The 19,283-nt window shown below is 40.9% G+C and carries 16 protein-coding genes; 6 read left to right on the forward strand and 10 right to left on the reverse strand.

All coding sequences use genetic code 11. The features are described from left to right. The first annotated feature begins 14 nt into the window (after positions 1-14). The 5 genes from B5X70_RS00340 (at position 15) to pheS (ending at position 7,107) form a co-directional block, all read left to right on the forward strand. Complete coding sequence (locus tag B5X70_RS00340) at positions 15-1,217, forward strand: DUF4350 domain-containing protein (protein ID WP_079555868.1); 1,203 nt, start codon at positions 15-17, stop codon at positions 1,215-1,217. A 2-nt stretch (positions 1,218-1,219) separates the two neighbouring features. After that, on the forward strand, positions 1,220-2,227 hold the full coding sequence (locus tag B5X70_RS00345; protein ID WP_079555869.1) for an AAA family ATPase: 1,008 nt from the start codon (positions 1,220-1,222) through the stop codon (positions 2,225-2,227). A 45-nt stretch (positions 2,228-2,272) separates the two neighbouring features. Next, entirely contained in the window at positions 2,273-3,613 is a 1,341-nt protein-coding gene (locus B5X70_RS00350; protein ID WP_079555870.1) for a DUF58 domain-containing protein, read from the forward strand. A 135-nt stretch (positions 3,614-3,748) separates the two neighbouring features. Continuing rightward, positions 3,749-6,013 (forward strand): patatin-like phospholipase family protein, encoded by a 2,265-nt coding sequence (locus B5X70_RS00355; RefSeq protein ID WP_079555871.1) that lies wholly within the window; start codon positions 3,749-3,751, stop codon positions 6,011-6,013. Between the two features lie 74 nt (positions 6,014-6,087). Beyond that, entirely contained in the window at positions 6,088-7,107 is a 1,020-nt protein-coding gene (gene pheS / locus B5X70_RS00360; protein ID WP_079555872.1) for a phenylalanine--tRNA ligase subunit alpha, read from the forward strand. Positions 7,108-7,174: 67 nt separating this feature from the next. Here pheS and B5X70_RS00365 read toward each other — a convergent pair whose 3' ends face one another. The 10 genes from B5X70_RS00365 to B5X70_RS00410 all read right to left on the reverse strand — a co-directional run bounded on the left by B5X70_RS00365 (position 7,175) and on the right by B5X70_RS00410 (position 18,298). Further along, positions 7,175-7,597 carry a type II toxin-antitoxin system VapC family toxin gene (locus B5X70_RS00365; RefSeq protein WP_079555873.1) on the reverse strand — a complete coding sequence of 141 codons (423 nt, stop codon included), beginning with the start codon at positions 7,595-7,597 and terminating at the stop codon, positions 7,175-7,177. Next, positions 7,594-7,851 carry a DUF6364 family protein gene (locus B5X70_RS00370; protein ID WP_079555874.1) on the reverse strand — a complete coding sequence of 86 codons (258 nt, stop codon included), beginning with the start codon at positions 7,849-7,851 and terminating at the stop codon, positions 7,594-7,596. Before B5X70_RS00370 ends, B5X70_RS00365 begins: the two co-directional genes overlap by 4 nt. 120 nt (positions 7,852-7,971) lie before the next feature. Then, positions 7,972-9,357 carry an LPP20 family lipoprotein gene (locus B5X70_RS00375; RefSeq protein ID WP_079555875.1) on the reverse strand — a complete coding sequence of 462 codons (1,386 nt, stop codon included), beginning with the start codon at positions 9,355-9,357 and terminating at the stop codon, positions 7,972-7,974. A 159-nt stretch (positions 9,358-9,516) separates the two neighbouring features. Further along, entirely contained in the window at positions 9,517-9,972 is a 456-nt protein-coding gene (locus tag B5X70_RS00380; protein ID WP_079555876.1) for a regulatory protein RecX, read from the reverse strand. Then, positions 9,973-11,340, reverse strand: coding sequence for an NAD-dependent succinate-semialdehyde dehydrogenase (locus tag B5X70_RS00385; RefSeq protein WP_079555877.1), 1,368 nt, complete (start codon positions 11,338-11,340; stop codon positions 9,973-9,975). Between the two features lie 216 nt (positions 11,341-11,556). Continuing rightward, the gene (gene metF / locus B5X70_RS00390) at positions 11,557-12,513 is read right to left on the reverse strand and encodes a methylenetetrahydrofolate reductase [NAD(P)H] (protein ID WP_079555878.1); all 957 of its coding nucleotides are present in this window, start codon (positions 12,511-12,513) and stop codon (positions 11,557-11,559) included. A 127-nt stretch (positions 12,514-12,640) separates the two neighbouring features. Further along, the gene (locus B5X70_RS00395; RefSeq protein WP_079555879.1) at positions 12,641-13,045 is read right to left on the reverse strand and encodes a HEPN domain-containing protein; all 405 of its coding nucleotides are present in this window, start codon (positions 13,043-13,045) and stop codon (positions 12,641-12,643) included. Next, a complete protein-coding gene (locus tag B5X70_RS00400; protein WP_079555880.1) occupies positions 13,042-13,362 on the reverse strand; it encodes a nucleotidyltransferase domain-containing protein in 321 nt (106 codons plus the stop codon). Before B5X70_RS00400 ends, B5X70_RS00395 begins: the two co-directional genes overlap by 4 nt. Before the next feature lie 131 nt (positions 13,363-13,493). Continuing rightward, the gene (gene metH, locus B5X70_RS00405; RefSeq protein ID WP_079555881.1) at positions 13,494-17,228 is read right to left on the reverse strand and encodes a methionine synthase; all 3,735 of its coding nucleotides are present in this window, start codon (positions 17,226-17,228) and stop codon (positions 13,494-13,496) included. 185 nt (positions 17,229-17,413) lie between these two features. Then, positions 17,414-18,298, reverse strand: a complete 885-nt coding sequence (locus B5X70_RS00410) for an AraC family transcriptional regulator (protein WP_079555882.1) — start codon at positions 18,296-18,298, stop codon at positions 17,414-17,416. A gap of 149 nt (positions 18,299-18,447) precedes the next feature. Between B5X70_RS00410 and B5X70_RS00415 the strand changes: the two genes are divergently transcribed. Further along, entirely contained in the window at positions 18,448-19,263 is an 816-nt protein-coding gene (locus tag B5X70_RS00415) for an SDR family oxidoreductase (protein WP_079555883.1), read from the forward strand. The last annotated feature ends 20 nt before the right edge of the window (positions 19,264-19,283 follow it).

The following is a 19,283-nucleotide window of genomic DNA, read 5'->3' on the forward strand; positions in this document are numbered from 1 at the left end:
TGTTAAAAAAGAATATGAACCAATCCGGCAGATTTCAACGTGTGATATCCATCATCCTGATTATTGGGGTGATTATTCTGGTTGTCTCTGCATTTTTTGCTCCCCAACCTTTGGATTGGACTTACAGTTACTCAAACCGACACGCAAAACCACTGGGAACTCGTTTGGTTTATAATGTAATAAACCATCTTTTCCCCGGTCAGGAATTAATTGTTAAACACTCAGGATTAAATGATTTTTTAGAGGAAGCCACACCTGTAAATACAAATTTCATATACATAAATAATAACTACGACCCAAATTGCGACGAGGTTTCCAGGCTACTGGAAGTTGCAAGCGCAGGGAACCATGTTTTTATTGCTGCAGAATCTTTCTCCGAATGTTTTGAAGACACCTTTAATCTGAGAGTCCGACGGGCAATGCCGCCGGTTTTATCTATAACAAATGATTCAATTGGTTATCATTTTACCAATAAAGCCATCCAAAAAGGCTATCAAGACTATTGGTTTAGAAAGGTAATAACGAACAACTATTTTGAATCCTATGATTCAACGCGAACCACTGTTTTGGGCCACAACAACCGGGGCAGAACAAATTTCATCAAAATTCAACATGGCCATGGCGCCATATTCATCAACGCCAACCCCATTGCCTTTACTAATTATCATCTTTTATCGGGAAACAAGAGTGAGTATATATTTAAAAGCCTTTCGTATCTACCAGTAACCACTACCGTTTGGGATGAAAGCCATAAAACTGGTGTTACTTCAATTGGTTCCGAAATAGATTTCATTCTGGCTGAGCCTGCATTAAGAATGGCATGGTACCTGACTCTGATGGCAGCATTTTTCTGGTTGGTTTTTCATGGGAAGCGTCGCCAAAGAGCCATTCCCATCATAAATGCAACTCGGAATATTACTCTCTCATTTGTTGAAACCATTAGTCGGTTATACCTTTTAAAAAATGACCATGCCGGGATAGCCAGAAAGAGGTTTCTGTACTTTAAGGAGTACATACGTAATAGGTATTTCATACAAATTACGAGTGATGAAAGTAAAATCATTGAGGAGATATCTGAAAAATCAGGTGTACGAGAACGCAGCGTAGCTGCTTTGTTCAGAATGGCAAAAAACCTGGATAGGGTAAAAAATATATCGCAGGAAGACCTGCAGCAATTTAATCGTCAACTGGAATTCTTTTATAAAAACTGTCGCTGATTATGAATGAAGAATTAACCAACAACTATAACGAAGAAAACGGCATGTTTGAAAGCCGTTTAAAGGTTCAGGAACTGAACCATCTTGCATTTCGCATCCGAAATGAAATAGGTAAAGTCATCGTTGGTCAGGAGCGGGTTCTTGACCTGCTTTTAACCGCACTCCTGGCCAATGGTCATGTACTGATTGAAGGTGTACCGGGAGTTGCGAAAACACTCATTGCCAAACTTCTGGCAAAAACCATCAATACCGGGTTTTCCAGAATCCAATTTACTCCGGATTTAATGCCTTCAGATGTATTGGGGACAACCATATTTAACAATACAAGTTCTGCTTTTGAGTTTAGAAGTGGACCGATTTTTTCCAATCTGATTCTCATTGACGAAGTAAACAGAGCTCCTGCAAAAACTCAATCAGCTCTATTTGAGGTTATGGAGGAACGTCAGGCCACTATTGACGGAGTGACTCACCCCATGGCAAATCCGTTTCTGGTAATTGCGACGCAAAACCCTGTTGAGCATGAAGGTACTTACCGATTGCCTGAGGCACAACTCGATAGATTTATTTTTAAAATCAAAATTGATTACCCTGACGTTGAGGAGGAGGTATCCATTCTTCAGAACTCATGCAACAGAGGATTAGCAAAAGAGATTGACGAGATACAGCCTGTTGTGTCTGCCGATGAAATCATTGAATTTCAGGAGTTGACCCGCCAGGTAATTGTTGACCCACAACTGCTGCATTATATAGCGACCATTGTTGATCGTACAAGAAAAAATAGCGCACTCTATCTAGGTGCAAGCCCTAGGGCTTCATTGGCCATCTTAAATACCGCGAAAGCTTATGCAGCTCTGGAAGGGAGAGACTTTGTAACGCCGGAAGATATTCACGAAGTCATTTATCCGGTTCTTTGTCACAGAGTCATCTTATCTCCTGAAAAAGAGATGGAAGGTATCAGACCTGAATCCATTATTCGCCAGATAATTGATTCAGTGGAAATCCCCAGATAATTTCCAGAAAAGAAGATAAACAATGATACAGCAAAATCAGGAAAAATGAAGATTCCATTTAAGCCATTATTCATCAACAACAGATTCTACAAATTACTGGGGTTCGTAGCTTTTCTCTACGTCCTGGCTTTTTTATGGAGTGTGTTTTTGTTAGTAGCATGGCTTGCTTTTGGAGTGTTCTTAAGTCTCATAATCATTGATGGGCTGATACTTTTTGCTCCCGGAAATAAAAGTCGACTTATTGGAAAGAGGATACTCCCCGAAAGATTCTCCAACGGAGATGAAAACGAAGTTTGCATCTCAATCGAGAGTAAGTTACCCTTTAAATTCAATGCTGAGATTATTGATGAAATTCCGTTTCAGTTTCAAATTCGGGATTTTCGGATAGAAGCAACTTTACATCCCGAAAAAACAGTTACGTACAAATATACCCTGACACCAAAAGAGAGGGGCGAATATTTTTTTGGGGTGCTGAATGTTTTTATTAAGGGTCAGATTGGGTTGTTTAGCCGCCGTTACCAGTTTGATAAAGATGCCATGGTAAAAGTATATCCTTCATTTATCCAAATGAAGCAATACGAAATCATGGCCATCAGCAATCGTCTCTCAGAAATCGGGATAAAAAAAATAAGACGAATTGGTCATCATACCGAATTTGACCAAATAAGAGATTACATAAAGGGTGATGACATCAGAACCATTAACTGGAAAGCCACTGCCAGGAAGGGGCATTTGATGGTTAACCAGTATCAGGATGAAAAATCGCAACAGGTAATTTGTATTCTGGATATGGGAAGAACCATGAAAATGGCATTCAACAAAATGACCCTCCTGGATTATGCTATTAATACTTCGCTTGTGCTGACTAACATAGCCATGCTGAAGCATGACAAGGCAGGGGTTATTACTTTTAATGAGAAAATCTGCAACATGCTTCCTCCCCGCCGTGAAGGCCACCAGATGAACTCCATCATGGAGTTGCTATATAATCAGAAAACAGGGTTCCTGGAACATAACCTTGAGGCATTGTATGCCTCAGTAAAACATCGCGTTCATCAAAGAAGTCTATTGGTTCTGTTCACAAATTTTGAGAGCATAAAAACAGCAAGGCAACAGATGTATGTTTTGGCCAAATTAGCTGCCAACCATTTGCTGATGGTCATTTTTTTCGAAAACTCCGAAATATCTGGTATGATTCACCATCAGGCTAAAGATACTGAAGAGATCTATCAGCAGGCCATTGCTGAGAAATTTATCTATGAAAAAAAGCAAATCGTAAAAGAGCTTGAAAGATATGGTATTCATGCCATTCTGACCAATCCCGAGAATCTCACCATAGACACCATCAATCAATACCTGGAACTAAAAGCCAGGGGCATCATTTAACACCCGGATTTGTTACGGTTAAAACATCAATTTTGCTCGTTTGAGCAAAATTGTTTCTTCATCTTCAATAATTTGCCTTCGAATTCATTAGATTTATATCAGAATAAATTTCAGATAAAGAGTAATTGCTAGTTCATGCGCATCATCATCTCACTTCTTCTCACAATTATATTCTCGTTTTCGGTTCTGGCAACTGAACCAACCGAAGAGCGACCCAAAATAGGGCTGGTATTGAGTGGTGGTGGTGCAAAAGGGCTCGCACATGTTGGCGTACTGAAAGTACTGGAAGAAGCTGGAATTCGTCCCGACTACATAACAGGCACCAGCATGGGGGGGATTATTGGAGGTCTTTACGCCATTGGCTATAGCGCTTCTGAACTTGATTCAATTGTGAGAGCATTGGATTGGGGACAGTTATTATCTGACAGAGTTCCGCTATCAATAGTTCTTCCTGAGGAGAAACATGATTACCAGCGTTTTCATGTTGAGTTAGACATTACAAGAGATGGTTTAAGAACTCCTGCTGGGTTTATCAGCGGACATTCCATTTCGGAAATGATATCCAGACTCTCCTGGCATAAGTCGGGAATCGAGTCATTCGACGAATTTCCTATTCCCTTTAAGTGTGTGGCAACCGACCTGATTTCAGGAGAACAAATTGTTTTTGATAAAGGGGACTTTACCACGGCTTTGCGCGCCACAATGGCCATCCCGTCTGTTTTTGCTCCGGTAGTAAATGATTCAATGATTTTAATTGATGGCGGGGTTTTAAATAATTTTCCGGTGAAGCTGTGCAAAGAGATGGGCGCAGACATCATCATTGGTGTTAATGTTGGAACGCCGGATAAAACTTCTCCTGCCGACCTGTTATCGCCAACTAGTATACTCTCTTCGGCGGCAATGATCGGCAATAATATCTCCATGAGACTGCAAATGCCATACGTTGACATCTTGATTACCCCGGAGCTGGAACCTTTTACCGCAGCCAGTTTCTTTGACGGAGATATTATAATTGACCGAGGAGAACAAGCGGCACGTACTGTGTTGTTTGAGTTAGAATCCTTATCTGAAAAAATCAATTCATTTGAGAAATCTGAAGCTCCATCGACGCAAAAAATCCCGGAGAGGATAAAAATCTCGGAAATCAGAATTAACGGTCTTGAGCGAATCAGTTATCATTTTTTCATTAGTAATTTGGGTATTGAACCGGGAGATACCATCGCTCCCCGCGATATGGAGAAGAAAATACATAAACTTATTGGAACCAGGTATTTTGAATCGGTTTCGTACAGAATATATCCAATTAGTGATGATGGTTTCGCATTAGATTTGCAGGCCATTGAGTCCGAGACAGCAAGATTCAAATTTTCACTTCATTATGATAATGAATATAAAGCCGGAATCATTACAAATGTTACGTTACGTAACATTTTGATGCGTGGAAATCGTCTTTCCACTACCTTTGATATCTCTGAAAAGCCTCGCTTAAACACATCCATCATTAATTACTTGGGCGAAAGCCACCGACTGGCATCCAGAGTTGAGTTTAACCTGGAAAGCAATAATTTGCCAATCTATCATGACAACAATGCTGTTTATGGAACATTCAATCATTACTACACCAGTCTGGCACTGGGATTAATGACAACTGTTGGAACCCGCTGGGAACATAACGCATTCATGCGTTATGAACGCTCTGTGATGTCGCAAAACAGCGGATTTTTTGAGCTTTTTTCCGAAGGTGTAAAGAGGTTTGGAAACTCATTTGTTTCAGCATGTTTTACATCAACCCGAAATACCCTTAATCGCCGACATTTTCCGGACAGAGGAAGTGTTTTTCATTTAACTTTTAAGCATTACCTCAATATTGATGAGGTTTATAGAGGAAGAAATGACTCCAGATTCCTTATTGGTGAGTCCACAAGTTATGGAGAGAAAAACACATCTTTTCTTACGGTCGGGTTTCAGGGGTATCAAAAATTATCATCCAGACTAGTATTAAATCCGGGGTTTCAGGTTGGTTACAGCAATAAGGATTTGCCACTACCGGGATTAAATTTTGTAGGAGGAATGCCATTTCACAACAGGTCAAATGAAATAAGTTTTGCAGGGCTAAACCCGCGTGAAAAGATTGTTCAGGATTTTGTCATGGCAAAAGTGGATATCCGATACAGATTTCAACGGAAACTACACGGTACTCTTATGGTAAATGGAATAGTTTCCCAATCAACCAACCATTCTGAGCTGGAAAACATTATAATCGGAGAAGATGAAACCATTATTGGCTATGGGTTGCTTGTGGAGTATGACAGCATTATTGGACCCATCAGACTTGGCGGTGCCGGAAATTCAGATGGAGGAGGAGTCAGATGGTATTTTGGACTCGGATACCATTTTTGATGCTTAAATTCCATTGTCTATGGATTGTTAGTTGATAATTACTATTTTTGTATTTCGAAACAAAAAAAAATCCGATGCTGAATAAAATAGATGCACTCCTTTCGGAGATTAAAGGACTTAAAGCTACATCTTCCAACGAAGCGGAAGAGCTCAGAATAAAGTATCTAAGTAAAAAAGGAATGATATCATCCCTTTTTGATGAGTTTAAAACCGTACCTCCAACTGAAAAGAAGGCGGTTGGTCAGGCTTTAAATCAACTCAAGAACGAAGCTCAGCAGATAATTCAGCAACTTAAGGAACAACATGAGCAATCCGACACCTCCCACGGAAAGACAGATTTAACCCGTCCGGGCGCATCATTCCCATTGGGAGGAAGACATCCGTTGTCGGTTGTGAAGAACCAGATTGTAGACATTTTTGCACGTTTGGGATTTACCGTGGCCGAGGGGCCTGAAATTGAAGACGACTGGCATGTGTTTTCTGCGCTAAACTTTCCGCCGGAGCACCCTGCACGTGATATGCAAGATACTTTCTTTATCCATAAAGACCCTGATATTTTATTGCGTACGCACACCTCATCGGTTCAGGTGCGGGTTATGGAAAAAGAGCAACCTCCCATCAGAGCCATTTTTCCGGGGCGAGTTTTCCGTAACGAAGCAATCTCGGCAAGGGCACACTGTATCTTCCATCAGGTAGAAGGGCTTTATATTGAAGAGAATGTATCATTTGCAGACCTCAGACAAACCCTACTCTATTTTGCTAAGGAGATGTTCGGTAAAGAGACGCAAATTCGTTTAAGACCATCATATTTCCCATTTACCGAACCTTCGGCTGAGATGGATATTTCATGTACCCTGTGTGGTGGAGAAGGCTGTACCATGTGTAAATACACCGGCTGGGTTGAAATTCTTGGTTGCGGCATGGTTGACCCAAATGTATTGGAAAGTTGTAACATCGACAGCAAAAAATATACAGGTTTTGCATTCGGAATGGGAATTGAACGCATCACTGTTCTTAAATACCAGATAAAGGACATCCGCCTGTTCTTCGAAAACGACATCCGTTTTCTTGAGCAATTTAAGTCGGCGTTATAAGGGAGTCTTGTTTGGATATTTGACAAACTGGCTGGTTTGATGCTTTTTGTCGGCATTAGGACGAGATTTACTTATTCTGTAAACTGGCAAGGAATTCATCGGGTGTAAGAACCGGAATGTCTGATTCCTTAAAATCTCTCCAGTTTCTGGTAACCAGCACATTGCATTCTGCATTGATGGCGCAATAATACTGTAAGGAATCTTCAAAATCCTTAAATTTCGAGTCCAACCCTTTACTAATTACCTTATCGGTTAAATCAGAGGTCTTGGCAATTATCTTAAATTTTCTAATTTTTTCCTTTACTACCTCTTTATCTTCAAATCTTGACAAAAGGTAATAAACTGTTGAGTATGTTAATGCAGAAACTGTTAATTGGATACTTCCTTTATCGGCAAGAGTAGCAATTTTCGCAATTGATTCATAAAATGGCTCCCGTTCTCCTAATAAATCAACAACCACATTGGTGTCAAGAAATAGTTTATACTTCATTTATATTTCTCCCATAAGTAGTCTCGATACTCCTCTTTGTAGTCAAGTTCATCCGGAATTTTAACGCCTGTTTTCAAACTCTTAACAAATGGAGATATCTCAATTTCATCACCGGATTCAGATTTATCTTTCACAATCAACATCTTAAGATAGTCCTCAATCAAACCTGATAAACTTCTTTTACGTGAAGATGCGTATTGCTTAGCTTTCTCAATCACGGATTGGTCAAGTTTCAATGTTAATTTTGTATCCATATTCAATCCTACTACGTACGTGTAAATTTAGGAAATCAATCCGTACATGTCAAGTGATTCTAAAAATATCGTTCTAAAATTGAGAATTAAGTTTTGATACTAAAGCTCTATACGCTAATCCTACATATCTACCTCATCAAGTTTAGGCAGAATCTCTCGTCTGAACCGGTTAAGTACATTTTCCCTTGCCTCATTGAGGGCGTGCTGATAACTGCCGGGTCGCATACCGCGAACTTCCATAAAGCCATCGGAGAATATTTTGGTGCCATTGTTGACCGAAACTACCGAAATATGCAAATCAGCATACACCAAAAAAACGGTATAGCCGGTTCCAACCCGCTCGTCACCTTTTCTAAAATTAAGGGATAAATTGACGATGTATTCAGCATCAGCCGAATCCATTGAAAAATTGAAAAAGTTCTCATTTAAATCAGCACGAATAAGGTTTCCAAAGGAGTGAACCGGGTCAATGTTTCCAAAAATATTTTCCTCAATTCTGCAAAATGCCGTTGACTTATTCAGTTCAATGGTAAAGCGGGTACATGGCAAATCTTCAGAGGGGAAAAAATATGGTAAAAGGGGACTCTCCAGGTCTTCGTCCCGAATAATGGTGGCCAAATCCAAACATGCGGTAACCTCCTGCATTTTACGGCGGGAGACTAAACGGCTTATGGTGCTTTGAATTTCGCCATTATTGGAGGTCACATTTTGAGAGTTTAAAACACCTTCACCATGCGAAAACTCAAATTTTACCGGCAGATTGGCAACAGGTAATATTTCACCATTGGAAAAGTACTCAGCCTTGAGAGCCAAAGGTTCCTGCATTTGACGGGAAAATTCAACACGCAAATGATTATTTATCGGTGTAAACGAGATGTTACGATAAAGTCTGCGTAAATCACTCATGATATCTGTGGCATAGTTGACAGCTCCGCTTGCGGTTCGGTGTGTTAAATCCTCACCAACGTGGTCCTGCAACGCGGTTACTGCTCTAAAATATGATGTTAAAGCTCTGGATACATCTCCAACAGCTACAGCGTCACGGGCATCAAAAAAGTAGGACGATGCCAGCATTTTAGCCATATCCAGCCGTTGCTGCCGACGCTGGGCATAAACATTCTTATTGAGGCGAACCATCACCCAATATTCACGACGATTCTCCCAGGTATGAACTTCGTAACCTTCGAGCGTTTGCTGTACTGAGGTGTAAACTTTTGATTCAAATTGCTGCTGAAACTGGAAGTTATTTTCAAATTGCCGCAGCATGGAATTGGCGGAAATGGTAACTTTAATTTCAGAACTCAACTCCTCCAAGGCCTGATTTCGGGCATCTCTGGCGTATTGCATGTTCTGGTCATCACGGCTTTTGGGAGCCATTCCTATACCAATATAGAAATCCGCATCGGATGGGCGTTGACGCACCCACGATGGTCGCCTTTGCGATTCTGCAGTAAATGTATTTAACGAAAAAATGAAGATGATGGCCGAAAGTAAAAATCTATACATATACTTTAGGTTTAGTGACAATTTAAGTCAGTTCTGATGTCTTGGTTTACTCAATTTGGTGCAATAAAGTTCTGCCCCAAATGGATTATAACAAAATTTAACAAAAACCAGACCGATTTTTATTAAACACCTAAAGTTTGTATTTCCTGGAAATTAAAATCACTCATCTTCCGTTAGTGAGTCGAGGCATTTTATAATTACATCATACTCGAACCCTCTGGAGCCGGCAAATCTCAACAGTGAGTTTTTAACTTTAAATGGGTCTGATTGGTTGATTTGCCTACGTTTTGAAGCTAAAAGAGAATAGAGGACTTCACGGTATTCGTCGTCGTTAATGGTGTTTAGCGCATCATCAATGATATCCCGGGGCAATTGTTTTTGAAACAAATGCCACTGAATTTTTTTCCTCCCCCAATGATTAAACCTGAATTTATCGCGAACAAAAAATCCGGCGAAACGTCTTTCATCAATGTACTTCTCCTCCACAAGCCTTTTAATAACCGCGGAAATATTTTCTACTCCCCATTGTTCCAGTTTTTTCTCAATGTCAGAGATGCATTTCTCCTGCCGGGCACAAATGGCTGCTGCTTTATTAAAGGCTTCTTTTTCTTCCATTTACTTTACTACCACCGTTTTTATATTCACAAATTCCCTCAAACCATATACTGAAAGCTCTCTTCCATGTCCGCTCTCTTTTACACCACCAAATGGCAATCGAGGGTCTGAGCGAACAAAATCATTAACAAAGCAGCAACCCGCATCCAGTTCAAATTCGGCAATGTATCTGCCTTTTTCAACATCGGAAGTAAAAACGGCTGCGCCTAAACCAAAGGTGGTATCATTGGCAATGCAAATGGCCTCTTCCTGATTGGCTGCCTTGATAAGTACAGCTACCGGGCCGAAGAGTTCATCGTGATAGGCAGGCATTCCGGGTTTAACATTGCTTAAAACCGTTGGAGGATAAAAAGCGTTCGGGTAATCCTCTGCATTGCCGCCCAAAACCAATTCGGCACCTTTCTCAACACTGTTGTTAACCTGCATTTCCAAATCAAGTCGCAGATTATTACGCGCGAGTGGTCCCAGATCTGTTCCGGAATCTGTGGGGTCACCCATCACAACTTTTTTCATTCGGGCAACCACCATATCCAGAAACTGGTCATAGGTGGGTTCCTCAACAACAAACCGCTTTGCAGAGATACAGCTTTGGCCGGCGTTCAAAATTCTTGCCTGAACACAAGCGTCCGCGGCTTTTTCCAAATCAGCATCGGCGAGAATTATATATGGGTCGCTGCCACCTAATTCCATAACTGTTTTCTTCAAACTTTTTCCTGCCTGTTCGCCAACCATACGACCTGCCGGCGTACTGCCTGTAAAAGTAACAGCCTGTATTCTTCTGTCAGCAATCAACCGGTCGACTTTTCTTCTGGAAATCAACAGCGTTTGAAAAACTTTATAAGGAAATCCTGCATCGGAAAATAATCGATCAATTGCGATGGCGCATGCAGGGACGTTGGATGCATGTTTCAGCAACACAGAATTGCCGGCCAATATGGCCGGAATTGAAAATCTGAAAACCTGCCAAAACGGAAAGTTCCAAGGCATAATGGCCAATACCGGACCCAGTGGCTGAAATGAAATATACGATGAAGTCGCTTCGGTAGGAACATGCACTTGCTCCAGAAACGTTTCAGCATGTTCGGCATAATAACGGCAAAGCCAGGCACACTTTTCCAGTTCGGCTTTGGCCTCCTTAATGGGTTTTCCCATTTCCAGAGCCATGTTCAGAGCCAATCCTTCTATCTGTTCAATCACCTTGGCGGCCAATGCCTCCAATAAATCCTTTCGCCTGGAGATGGGCACTTTTCGCCATTGATGGAATGAAGCTACAGCTTCATCCATGGCAGCATCAATTTCGCTCCATTGCCACTCATCATATTCTCTTATTACTTCTCCGGTGGCCGGATTAATCGATTTTAAAAGCATACCCTTTTAATAGATTTTTAGAGTTGAGATTTTTAGACAGATAAAAAGATTAAAAAGACAATCAGAGATATCTAATTATCGATATCAATCATTCTTTCTATCCCAATCATCTTTATAATAACATATTAAACAGTCCCTATATATCTTAAGGCAACTTAAATTTCTTCTAAATTAAGTCAAAAAAGATGGTTCTGCAATAAACAATCAGAAGGATTTCTAATATATGGCCTTTGCCACCCTTCGAACACTTTCGGTGGCCATCATGGTGTAGAAATGCAACAGGTTTACGCCATTGGCAATTAAATCTTTTGCTTGCATAGTTGTCCATTCAATTCCAGCCTCAACAACCTGTTCATCGGTTTTGCATTTTCTTATTTCTTTGGCAAAATCCTCAGGGATGTCGGTATGGAATATTTTTGGTAAAACGGTAAGCTGATTCATCAGCGTAACCGGTTTTAAACCTGGTATAATGGGGATATCGATGCCGACTTCGCGGCATCGTTTTACAAAATCGTAGTACTTACTGTTATCAAAAAACATCTGCGTAAATACATACTCTGCGCCTGCATCAGCCTTTTTCTTCAGCCAATACAAATCAGATTCCATATTGGGAGCTTCCTCATGCTTTTCGGGATAGCCTGCCACTCCAAAGCTGAAAGGAGTGTCAAAAGCTTCGGCTTGTGTGTTATCAAGAAAAACTCCTTTATTCAAATCATTGACCTGATGTATCAGGTCAATGGCGTATTTGTTTCCCTCATCCTGAGGTTGATAGAATTTCTCGTTTTTGGATTTATCACCCCTAAGCAGGAGTATATCATGTATTCCCAAAAAATTCAAATCAATCAGAGCGTACTCGGTTTCGCTTTTGCTGAAACCACTGCAAATAATATGTGGAATAACTTTAATGCCATACAAATGTTGTATGGATGCAGCTACAGCAACGGTTCCGGGACGTTTTCGTGTAACCTTCTTCTCAAACAATCCGTTGTCGATGCTTTTAAATACCACCTCATCGCGATGGGACGTGATGTTGATAAACAACGGGTTAAACTCCTTTAAGGCATCAATGGTTTTATACACCCTTTTTATGCTGTTGCCTTTTAAAGGAGGCAACAGTTCAAATGAAAATCCGGGCTGTTTCAAATCACGAATTAGCTGAGCTGCTGTTGGCATAGTGTTATAGGTTATTTTGAAGAATGTTTTACAAATATTTGTGACGCCTTTCCATCATATAATTGATGTGGGGCAATATGTTTCAAGCTACAATTAAGTTCCGTATTGGATTTATTATTAGCAGAAATCATTTCATTTCTAGAATCATATAAATCTTGCTTTCAGCAATTTTTTTAATTTCAAATGCAAGGTTTTTGTATTCTAATGTTTCTGATTCATCGGGAATATACATATCTCCGGGATACCTTGCATCAACTCCAAATTCGCTTAACTCTTTAGGGTCAATTTCAACAAAATCTTTATCAATTTCAGAACATTCTGAAAGTAAAAACTCAATGTTGTGTGTTTTTTTAATGTCAACTCCATTTGCAATTAAAAAAGCTTTTAGAAATTTCTCAACAGCTTGTTGGCAATGAAAGCAGACAGAAGAAGTAGCAATAATTTCAAATTCAGTCAACTTTTCAACAACCAATAAATCCTCATTAGCTTTTAGTAGCCATTGTTTTATAAAATCTATTGTGTCCTTTCTCATAGAGTAACCCCTTCTCTTAGAACATGCTTAATTATATGTCCTGTAATTTCTTTTTTAGAGTTTATCTCATCTTCACTTTGAATTAAAATATCTGCTGGAATTTTTAACTGTGCCAATTCTTTTCTCAAAACAGATTTAAGAGTTCTTTTTCTTCTGATATCTATTGTTTCTTTAGTTATAATAAGAAAATCATAATCACTATCATCGCGATTATCTCTTCTTGCACGAGAGCCAAATAAGAGAATCCTACTATTAGGGAGTATCCTATTAACTATATCTCTTATAATTGATAATGTATTTGTATTATCATTAATCATCTGGCTGGTTTTTGTTTAACCAAAAATAATCAAAATTTTGCAACGATTAGTGTCTTCTGGTGTAATTTGCTTGTATATAGAGAACCATACGACATTGAAGTTTACTATATGAATTTTTTCTATATCAAAAATCAATACGCCAAATTTACGGGAAACCATTTTTCTGTATCACGAAGCGGCCAGCCTTTTCTGTTTGCTAAATCTTCCACCTGGTCGCGCTGCACTTTACCAATTCCAAAGTAAACGGCTTCGGGATGTGCCAGATAAATTCCACTTACCGATGCATTTGGATACATGCTGAAATGCTCTGTGAGAGAAATTCCGGCATTCTTTTCTGCCTCAATCAAATCGAAAAGCGTACGCTTTTCGCTGTGGTCAGGGCAGGCCGGATAACCCAACGCCGGCCTGATTCCTCTGTATCTCTCACGAATCAGATTGGCATGATTAAACTCTTCGTCAGATGCATATCCCCAAAACTCTTTTCGCACCCTGAAATGCATCAGTTCAGCAAAAGCTTCGGCCAGGCGGTCGGCCAGTGATTTTAGCAAAATGGCACTGTAATCGTCGTTGGCAGCCTCATATTTTTCAATCCACGGCTCAATGCCTTCCCCTGCCGAAACAGCAAAGGCACCAACGTAATCCTGTTTGCCACTGTCGCCGGGGGCCACAAAATCAGACAGGCAATAGTAATGCTTTTTCCCGGCTTTCTCCTGCTGCTCACGTAAATGATGGAATGTGCAAAGCTTTTTATCTGCCTGTTGATGGTCGTACACGTCTATGTCGTCGCCATTGGCATTGGCCGGAAATAGGCCAATCACCGCACGGGCTTTTACCATTTGCTGCTCCTTTATTAGTTGCAGCATGGCCATGGCATCATCCCACAACTTTAAAGCTTCCCGGGCTTTATCTTTGGCACTTTCGGAACTGAATTTGGCCAGCCACTCGTCAGGGGTAATGGTTTTGTTTACCTTCTCAATGTCATCATAGCTCCCGGTAAGCCTCCAGGCATGGAAAAAGAATGTCCAGTCAATGAACGGAATAATCTCATCCAACGGATAGTCGTCAAAAACCGTGATGCCTAATTTCTTTGGTGTAACGATTTCAGTTTTATCCCAGTCAATATGATACTTATTTCGGCGTGCTTCTTCAATGGGAAGATACTTTTTCTCCTTTTTGTTGCTGTTGGCCTGTCGCAAAGCTTCATACTCTTCCCTGATTTTGCCGGTATAAGAATCAACATCCTTTTTGGACATCAGAGCTCCTACCACCTGCGCACTTTGCGAAGCATCCTTAACGTAGATAACCGGCCCCGAGTACGACGGTTCTATTTTTACGGCAGTATGCACCTTTGATGTGGTAGCACCTCCAATCAGAAGTGGCATTTTCATGCCACGCCGCTCCATCTCTTTGGCAACATTTACCATCTCTTCCAGCGAAGGCGTTATCAAACCGCTAAGACCAACAATGTCCACCTCCTGATTTACAGCTTCCTGCAAAATGCGGTCGGTTGGCACCATCACGCCTAAATCTATTACATCATAATTATTGCAGGCAAGAATAACACCTACAATATTTTTTCCTATATCGTGTACATCTCCTTTAACCGTGGCCATTAGAATACGGCCGGCTTTGGAGGATGCATTACCTGCAGCTTTTTTCTCTTCTTCAATGAAAGGTTGCAACCATGCAACCGCTTTTTTCATAACCCTTGCCGTTTTTACCACTTGTGGTAAAAACATCTTTCCCGAACCAAACAGGTCGCCAACAATATTCATCCCATCCATCAGGGGGCCTTCAATGATGTCGATGGCAAATGGATATTTTTCGCGAGCTTCGGGTAAATCTTCTAAAAGATAATTGTCGATACCCTTTATCAGAGAATGATGTAAACGTTCCTCCAAAGAGCCACTGCGCCACGCGTCTTTTGACGCGGCGGCTTTTTCTCCTCCCGTATCTTTGTAGCTTTCCGCTTTCTCTATAAGTCTTTCCGTGGCATCGTCCCTTCGGTTCAGTACCACATCTTCAACAAGAGTTAATAAATCAGGCTCAATTTCATCGTATATCTGCAACATTCCGGGATTTACAATCCCCATATCCATTCCTGCCTTAATGGCATGAAACAAAAAGACCGAGTGAATGGCCTCACGCACGATGTTATTTCCGCGGAACGAAAAAGAAAGGTTACTGACACCACCGCTAATCCTTGCATATGGAAGGTTCTCTTTAATCCAGCGGGTGGCATTGATAAAATCCACCCCATAATTATTATGCTCTTCTATTCCTGTGGCAATGGCCAGCACATTGGGGTCGAATATAATATCCTGAGGTGGGACTCCCGCCTTTTCAGTCAATAGCCGATAGGCGCGTTCGCAAATTTCTATGCGTCGCTCAAATGTATCTGCCTGACCTTTCTCGTCAAAAGCCATTACCACCATGGCAGCTCCGTACTCTTTAATTTTTTCGGCCTGCTCAAGAAATGGCTCTTCGCCTTCCTTAAGGCTGATGGAGTTCACCACACATTTTCCCTGCATGCATTTCAGGCCTGCTTCCAGCACTTCCCAGCGGGAACTGTCAATCATGAATGGCAGCCTTGCTATTTCCGGTTCCGATGCCATCAAATTCAGGAAAGTAACCATCTCCTTCTTTGCATCCAACATGGCATCGTCCATGTTCACATCAATGATTTGGGCACCACCATCCACCTGGTCTCTGGCAATGGAAAGTGCCTCGTCGTAAAGCTCATCGCGAATAAGGCGGGCAAACTTTCGTGAGCCTGCCACATTTGTACGCTCCCCAATATTTACAAAGTTTGATTCGGGATTGATGACCAAAGGCTCCAGACCGCTCAACATGGTGGTGGGCTCCAATTTTTTTGGAACATGAGGTTTTGCATCCTCAACCAGTTTTGCAAAAGCGGCAATGTGTTCGGGTGTTGTACCACAACACCCACCTACGATGTTCACCAGTCCGTTATTAAGATAATCCCAAATTTGCGGAGACATCTCTTCGGGAGTTTCATCATATTCCCCAAACTGGTTTGGAAGTCCGGCATTTGGATATGCACTGATATAGCATTGAGTTTTCCGTCCCAGTTCCTCAACATAAGTTCTTAAGTCCCTTGCCCCAAAAGAGCAGTTCAGACCAATTGAAAACAGCGTAAAATGCGATACCGATATAATAAAAGCCTCCAGTGTTTGTCCCGAAAGTGTGCGGCCACTGGCATCGGCAACCGTTACCGATACCATAATAGGCATCTCTTCCAGTTTGCGGCTCTTTAAAACCTTCTGAATTCCGTAAAGTGCTGCTTTTGCATTGAGGGTATCAAAAATGGTTTCCAGCAGAAGAACATCGGCACCACCGTCAATCAGACCGTGCACCTGTTCGGCATATACTTCCACCAAATCATTAAAAGTAACCGCTCGGTATCCCGGATTGTTTACATCGGGCGAAAGAGAAGCCGTTTTATTGGTTGGCCCCAGAGCTCCTGCTACAAACCGAGGCCTCTCAGGCGTGGAAAACTTTTTTGCTGCATCGGAAGCCAGCCGTGCCGACTCTTTGTTCAACTCATATGTAATCGACTCCATTTCATAGTCGGCCTGCGATATGCGATTGGCATTAAAAGTGTTGGTTTCAATGATGTCGGAACCGGCTTCTAAATATTTCTCGTGAATGGTTGATATGATATCAGGTCGGGTTAAAGACAACAAATCATTGTTTCCCTGAACCGAACAGGGGTGGTCTTTAAATCTGTCACCTCTAAAATCCTCTTCTTTCAGTTTGTATTGCTGAATAAGACTACCCATTGCTCCATCCAACAACAATATCCGTTCTTTTACTGCTTTCTCCAGTAATTCTCTTTTCGTCATAATGCCAAATAGTTGTCATATGTCCGGTTAATAAATTAAAACCGGAACAAAAATTTCAATTATGTAATGCAATAAAATTCTAACCATTCGAATTATATCGCACAATATTTTAAGTATTTATCTGTCAAAGGCAAAGATAAGCATAAATTATAGTAAATACCTTAAGGTATTTATACAAGAGGGGGTCATTTCATAAACTGACGCAAATAATCACGAGGCGTCATCCGCATCCGTTCTTTGAAAAACCGATTAAAATTGGAAAGATTGTTGAATCCGGTTTCAAAGCAAATCCTTGAAATTGAATAATCTGTGTTCTGCAATAACTTACAAGCATAATCAATTCGCATATCATTGATATACTGAACAAGTGTTTTTCCTGTTTTCCCTTTAAAATACCGGGTAAAAGAGGCGGGATTCATTCCAGACAGGCTTGCTACTTGCTCAAGCGTAATTTTATCAGTATAGTTGAGATTAATGAAGTTGATGATTTTTTTTAAACGGTCATCGGTTACATCGGGGGGGATGACCTCATTATTTCCGGTTCCCAGTTGCCGGCACTTTTTAGTGCCGGCCATTTCGTTCAATATTTGCAGCAGTAAAATAAACCTGTTAAAACCTTTTTCTTCATACAACAATTTTAGTTTTGGCTCTAAAGTCAACGCGAAACTCTTTTCAAAAAATACTCCCGACTTTGATTTTTCCAATAGATTTTTAATCAAACCAAGTTCAGGATAATTGGTTAAGGCCTGCTCCAAGAAATCCGACCTGAACTGAACCACAATGGCATTCACATGCTGGTTTTCATCGCGGTCTGAAGTATGCTCGTCGTTTCTCCAATAGTGCGGAACCTGGCTGCCAACTATTACCAAATCACCTTCCTCAAATGGCTCCATATTATCTGCAACAAACCGGGTCCCTCTGCTGCGCATGATGTAAACAATTTCATATTCGCTATGAAAATGCCATGGAAAAGTAAAATGTGGAAAATCGTTCCACTTTACCCTTATGGGACTGCCTCCGGGAATAACTACCCGTTCATGCATGATATCTGATAATCTGCTCTTTTCCATTTTAACGTCCTTGGAATGCAAATATAATACATTTTAATGCATATATACTATTTGTATTGATGCTGATTCATGAATACTTTTGTTGTCTCAAATCTTTGCTCAAGCCTTTAAATATGAGTGTTTTTGTTAATTTTTATTAATCTTGTTTTATGCAGCAATCATTATTTGATATAAGTGGGAAGATAGCCATCGTAACAGGTGGTGGTGGCGTTTTGGGAAGTAGTATTTCTGAGAACCTTCTAAAGAACGGAGCTAAAGTTATCATACTGGATATCCGTCAGGAAGCTTTGGACGCAAGACTGGAGAAGCTTCAAACATTGGGAGAAGTGACCGGTCTTACCTGTAATGTTCTTGATATGGAGAGCCTTCGGAACGTGCGCCAGCAAATTAAGGAACAATACGGAAGAATTGATATTCTGGTAAATGCTGCCGGAGGAAATACTCCTGGAGGGACATTGACAGAAGAGCAAACAATATTCGACCTGAAAATGGAGGACTTCCATAAAGTAACCGACCTCAATCTTACCGGAACCATTTATCCCTCCATTGTTTTTGGTGAGGTGATGGCCGAACAGGGAGAAGGAAGCATCGTCAATATTTCTTCCATGGCAACTTACTCAGCCATAACCCGCGTACCGGGTTATTCAGTTGCAAAAACCGGAGTGAACATATTTACCCAGTGGCTGGCAATGGAAATGGCAACTAAGTTCAACGAAAAAATCAGGGTAAATGCCATTGCACCAGGTTTTTTTATTGGCGACCAAAATCGTGCTGTTCTTATCAATCCTGACGGTTCATTAACCGAAAGAAGTAAAAAAGTGATAGCCAGAACACCCATGAAACGCTTTGGAGACATCTCCGAGCTAAATGGCATTGTTCAGTTCCTTTGCAGCAATGCAGCCAGTTTTATAACCGGAACCATTATTCCGGTGGACGGAGGATTCAGTTCCTTCAGCGGAGTGTAATTCATTACCATCAGAAAAAA

Source organism: Alkalitalea saponilacus (assembly GCF_900168165.1).
Taxonomy (GTDB): domain Bacteria; phylum Bacteroidota; class Bacteroidia; order Bacteroidales; family Marinilabiliaceae; genus Natronoflexus; species Natronoflexus saponilacus.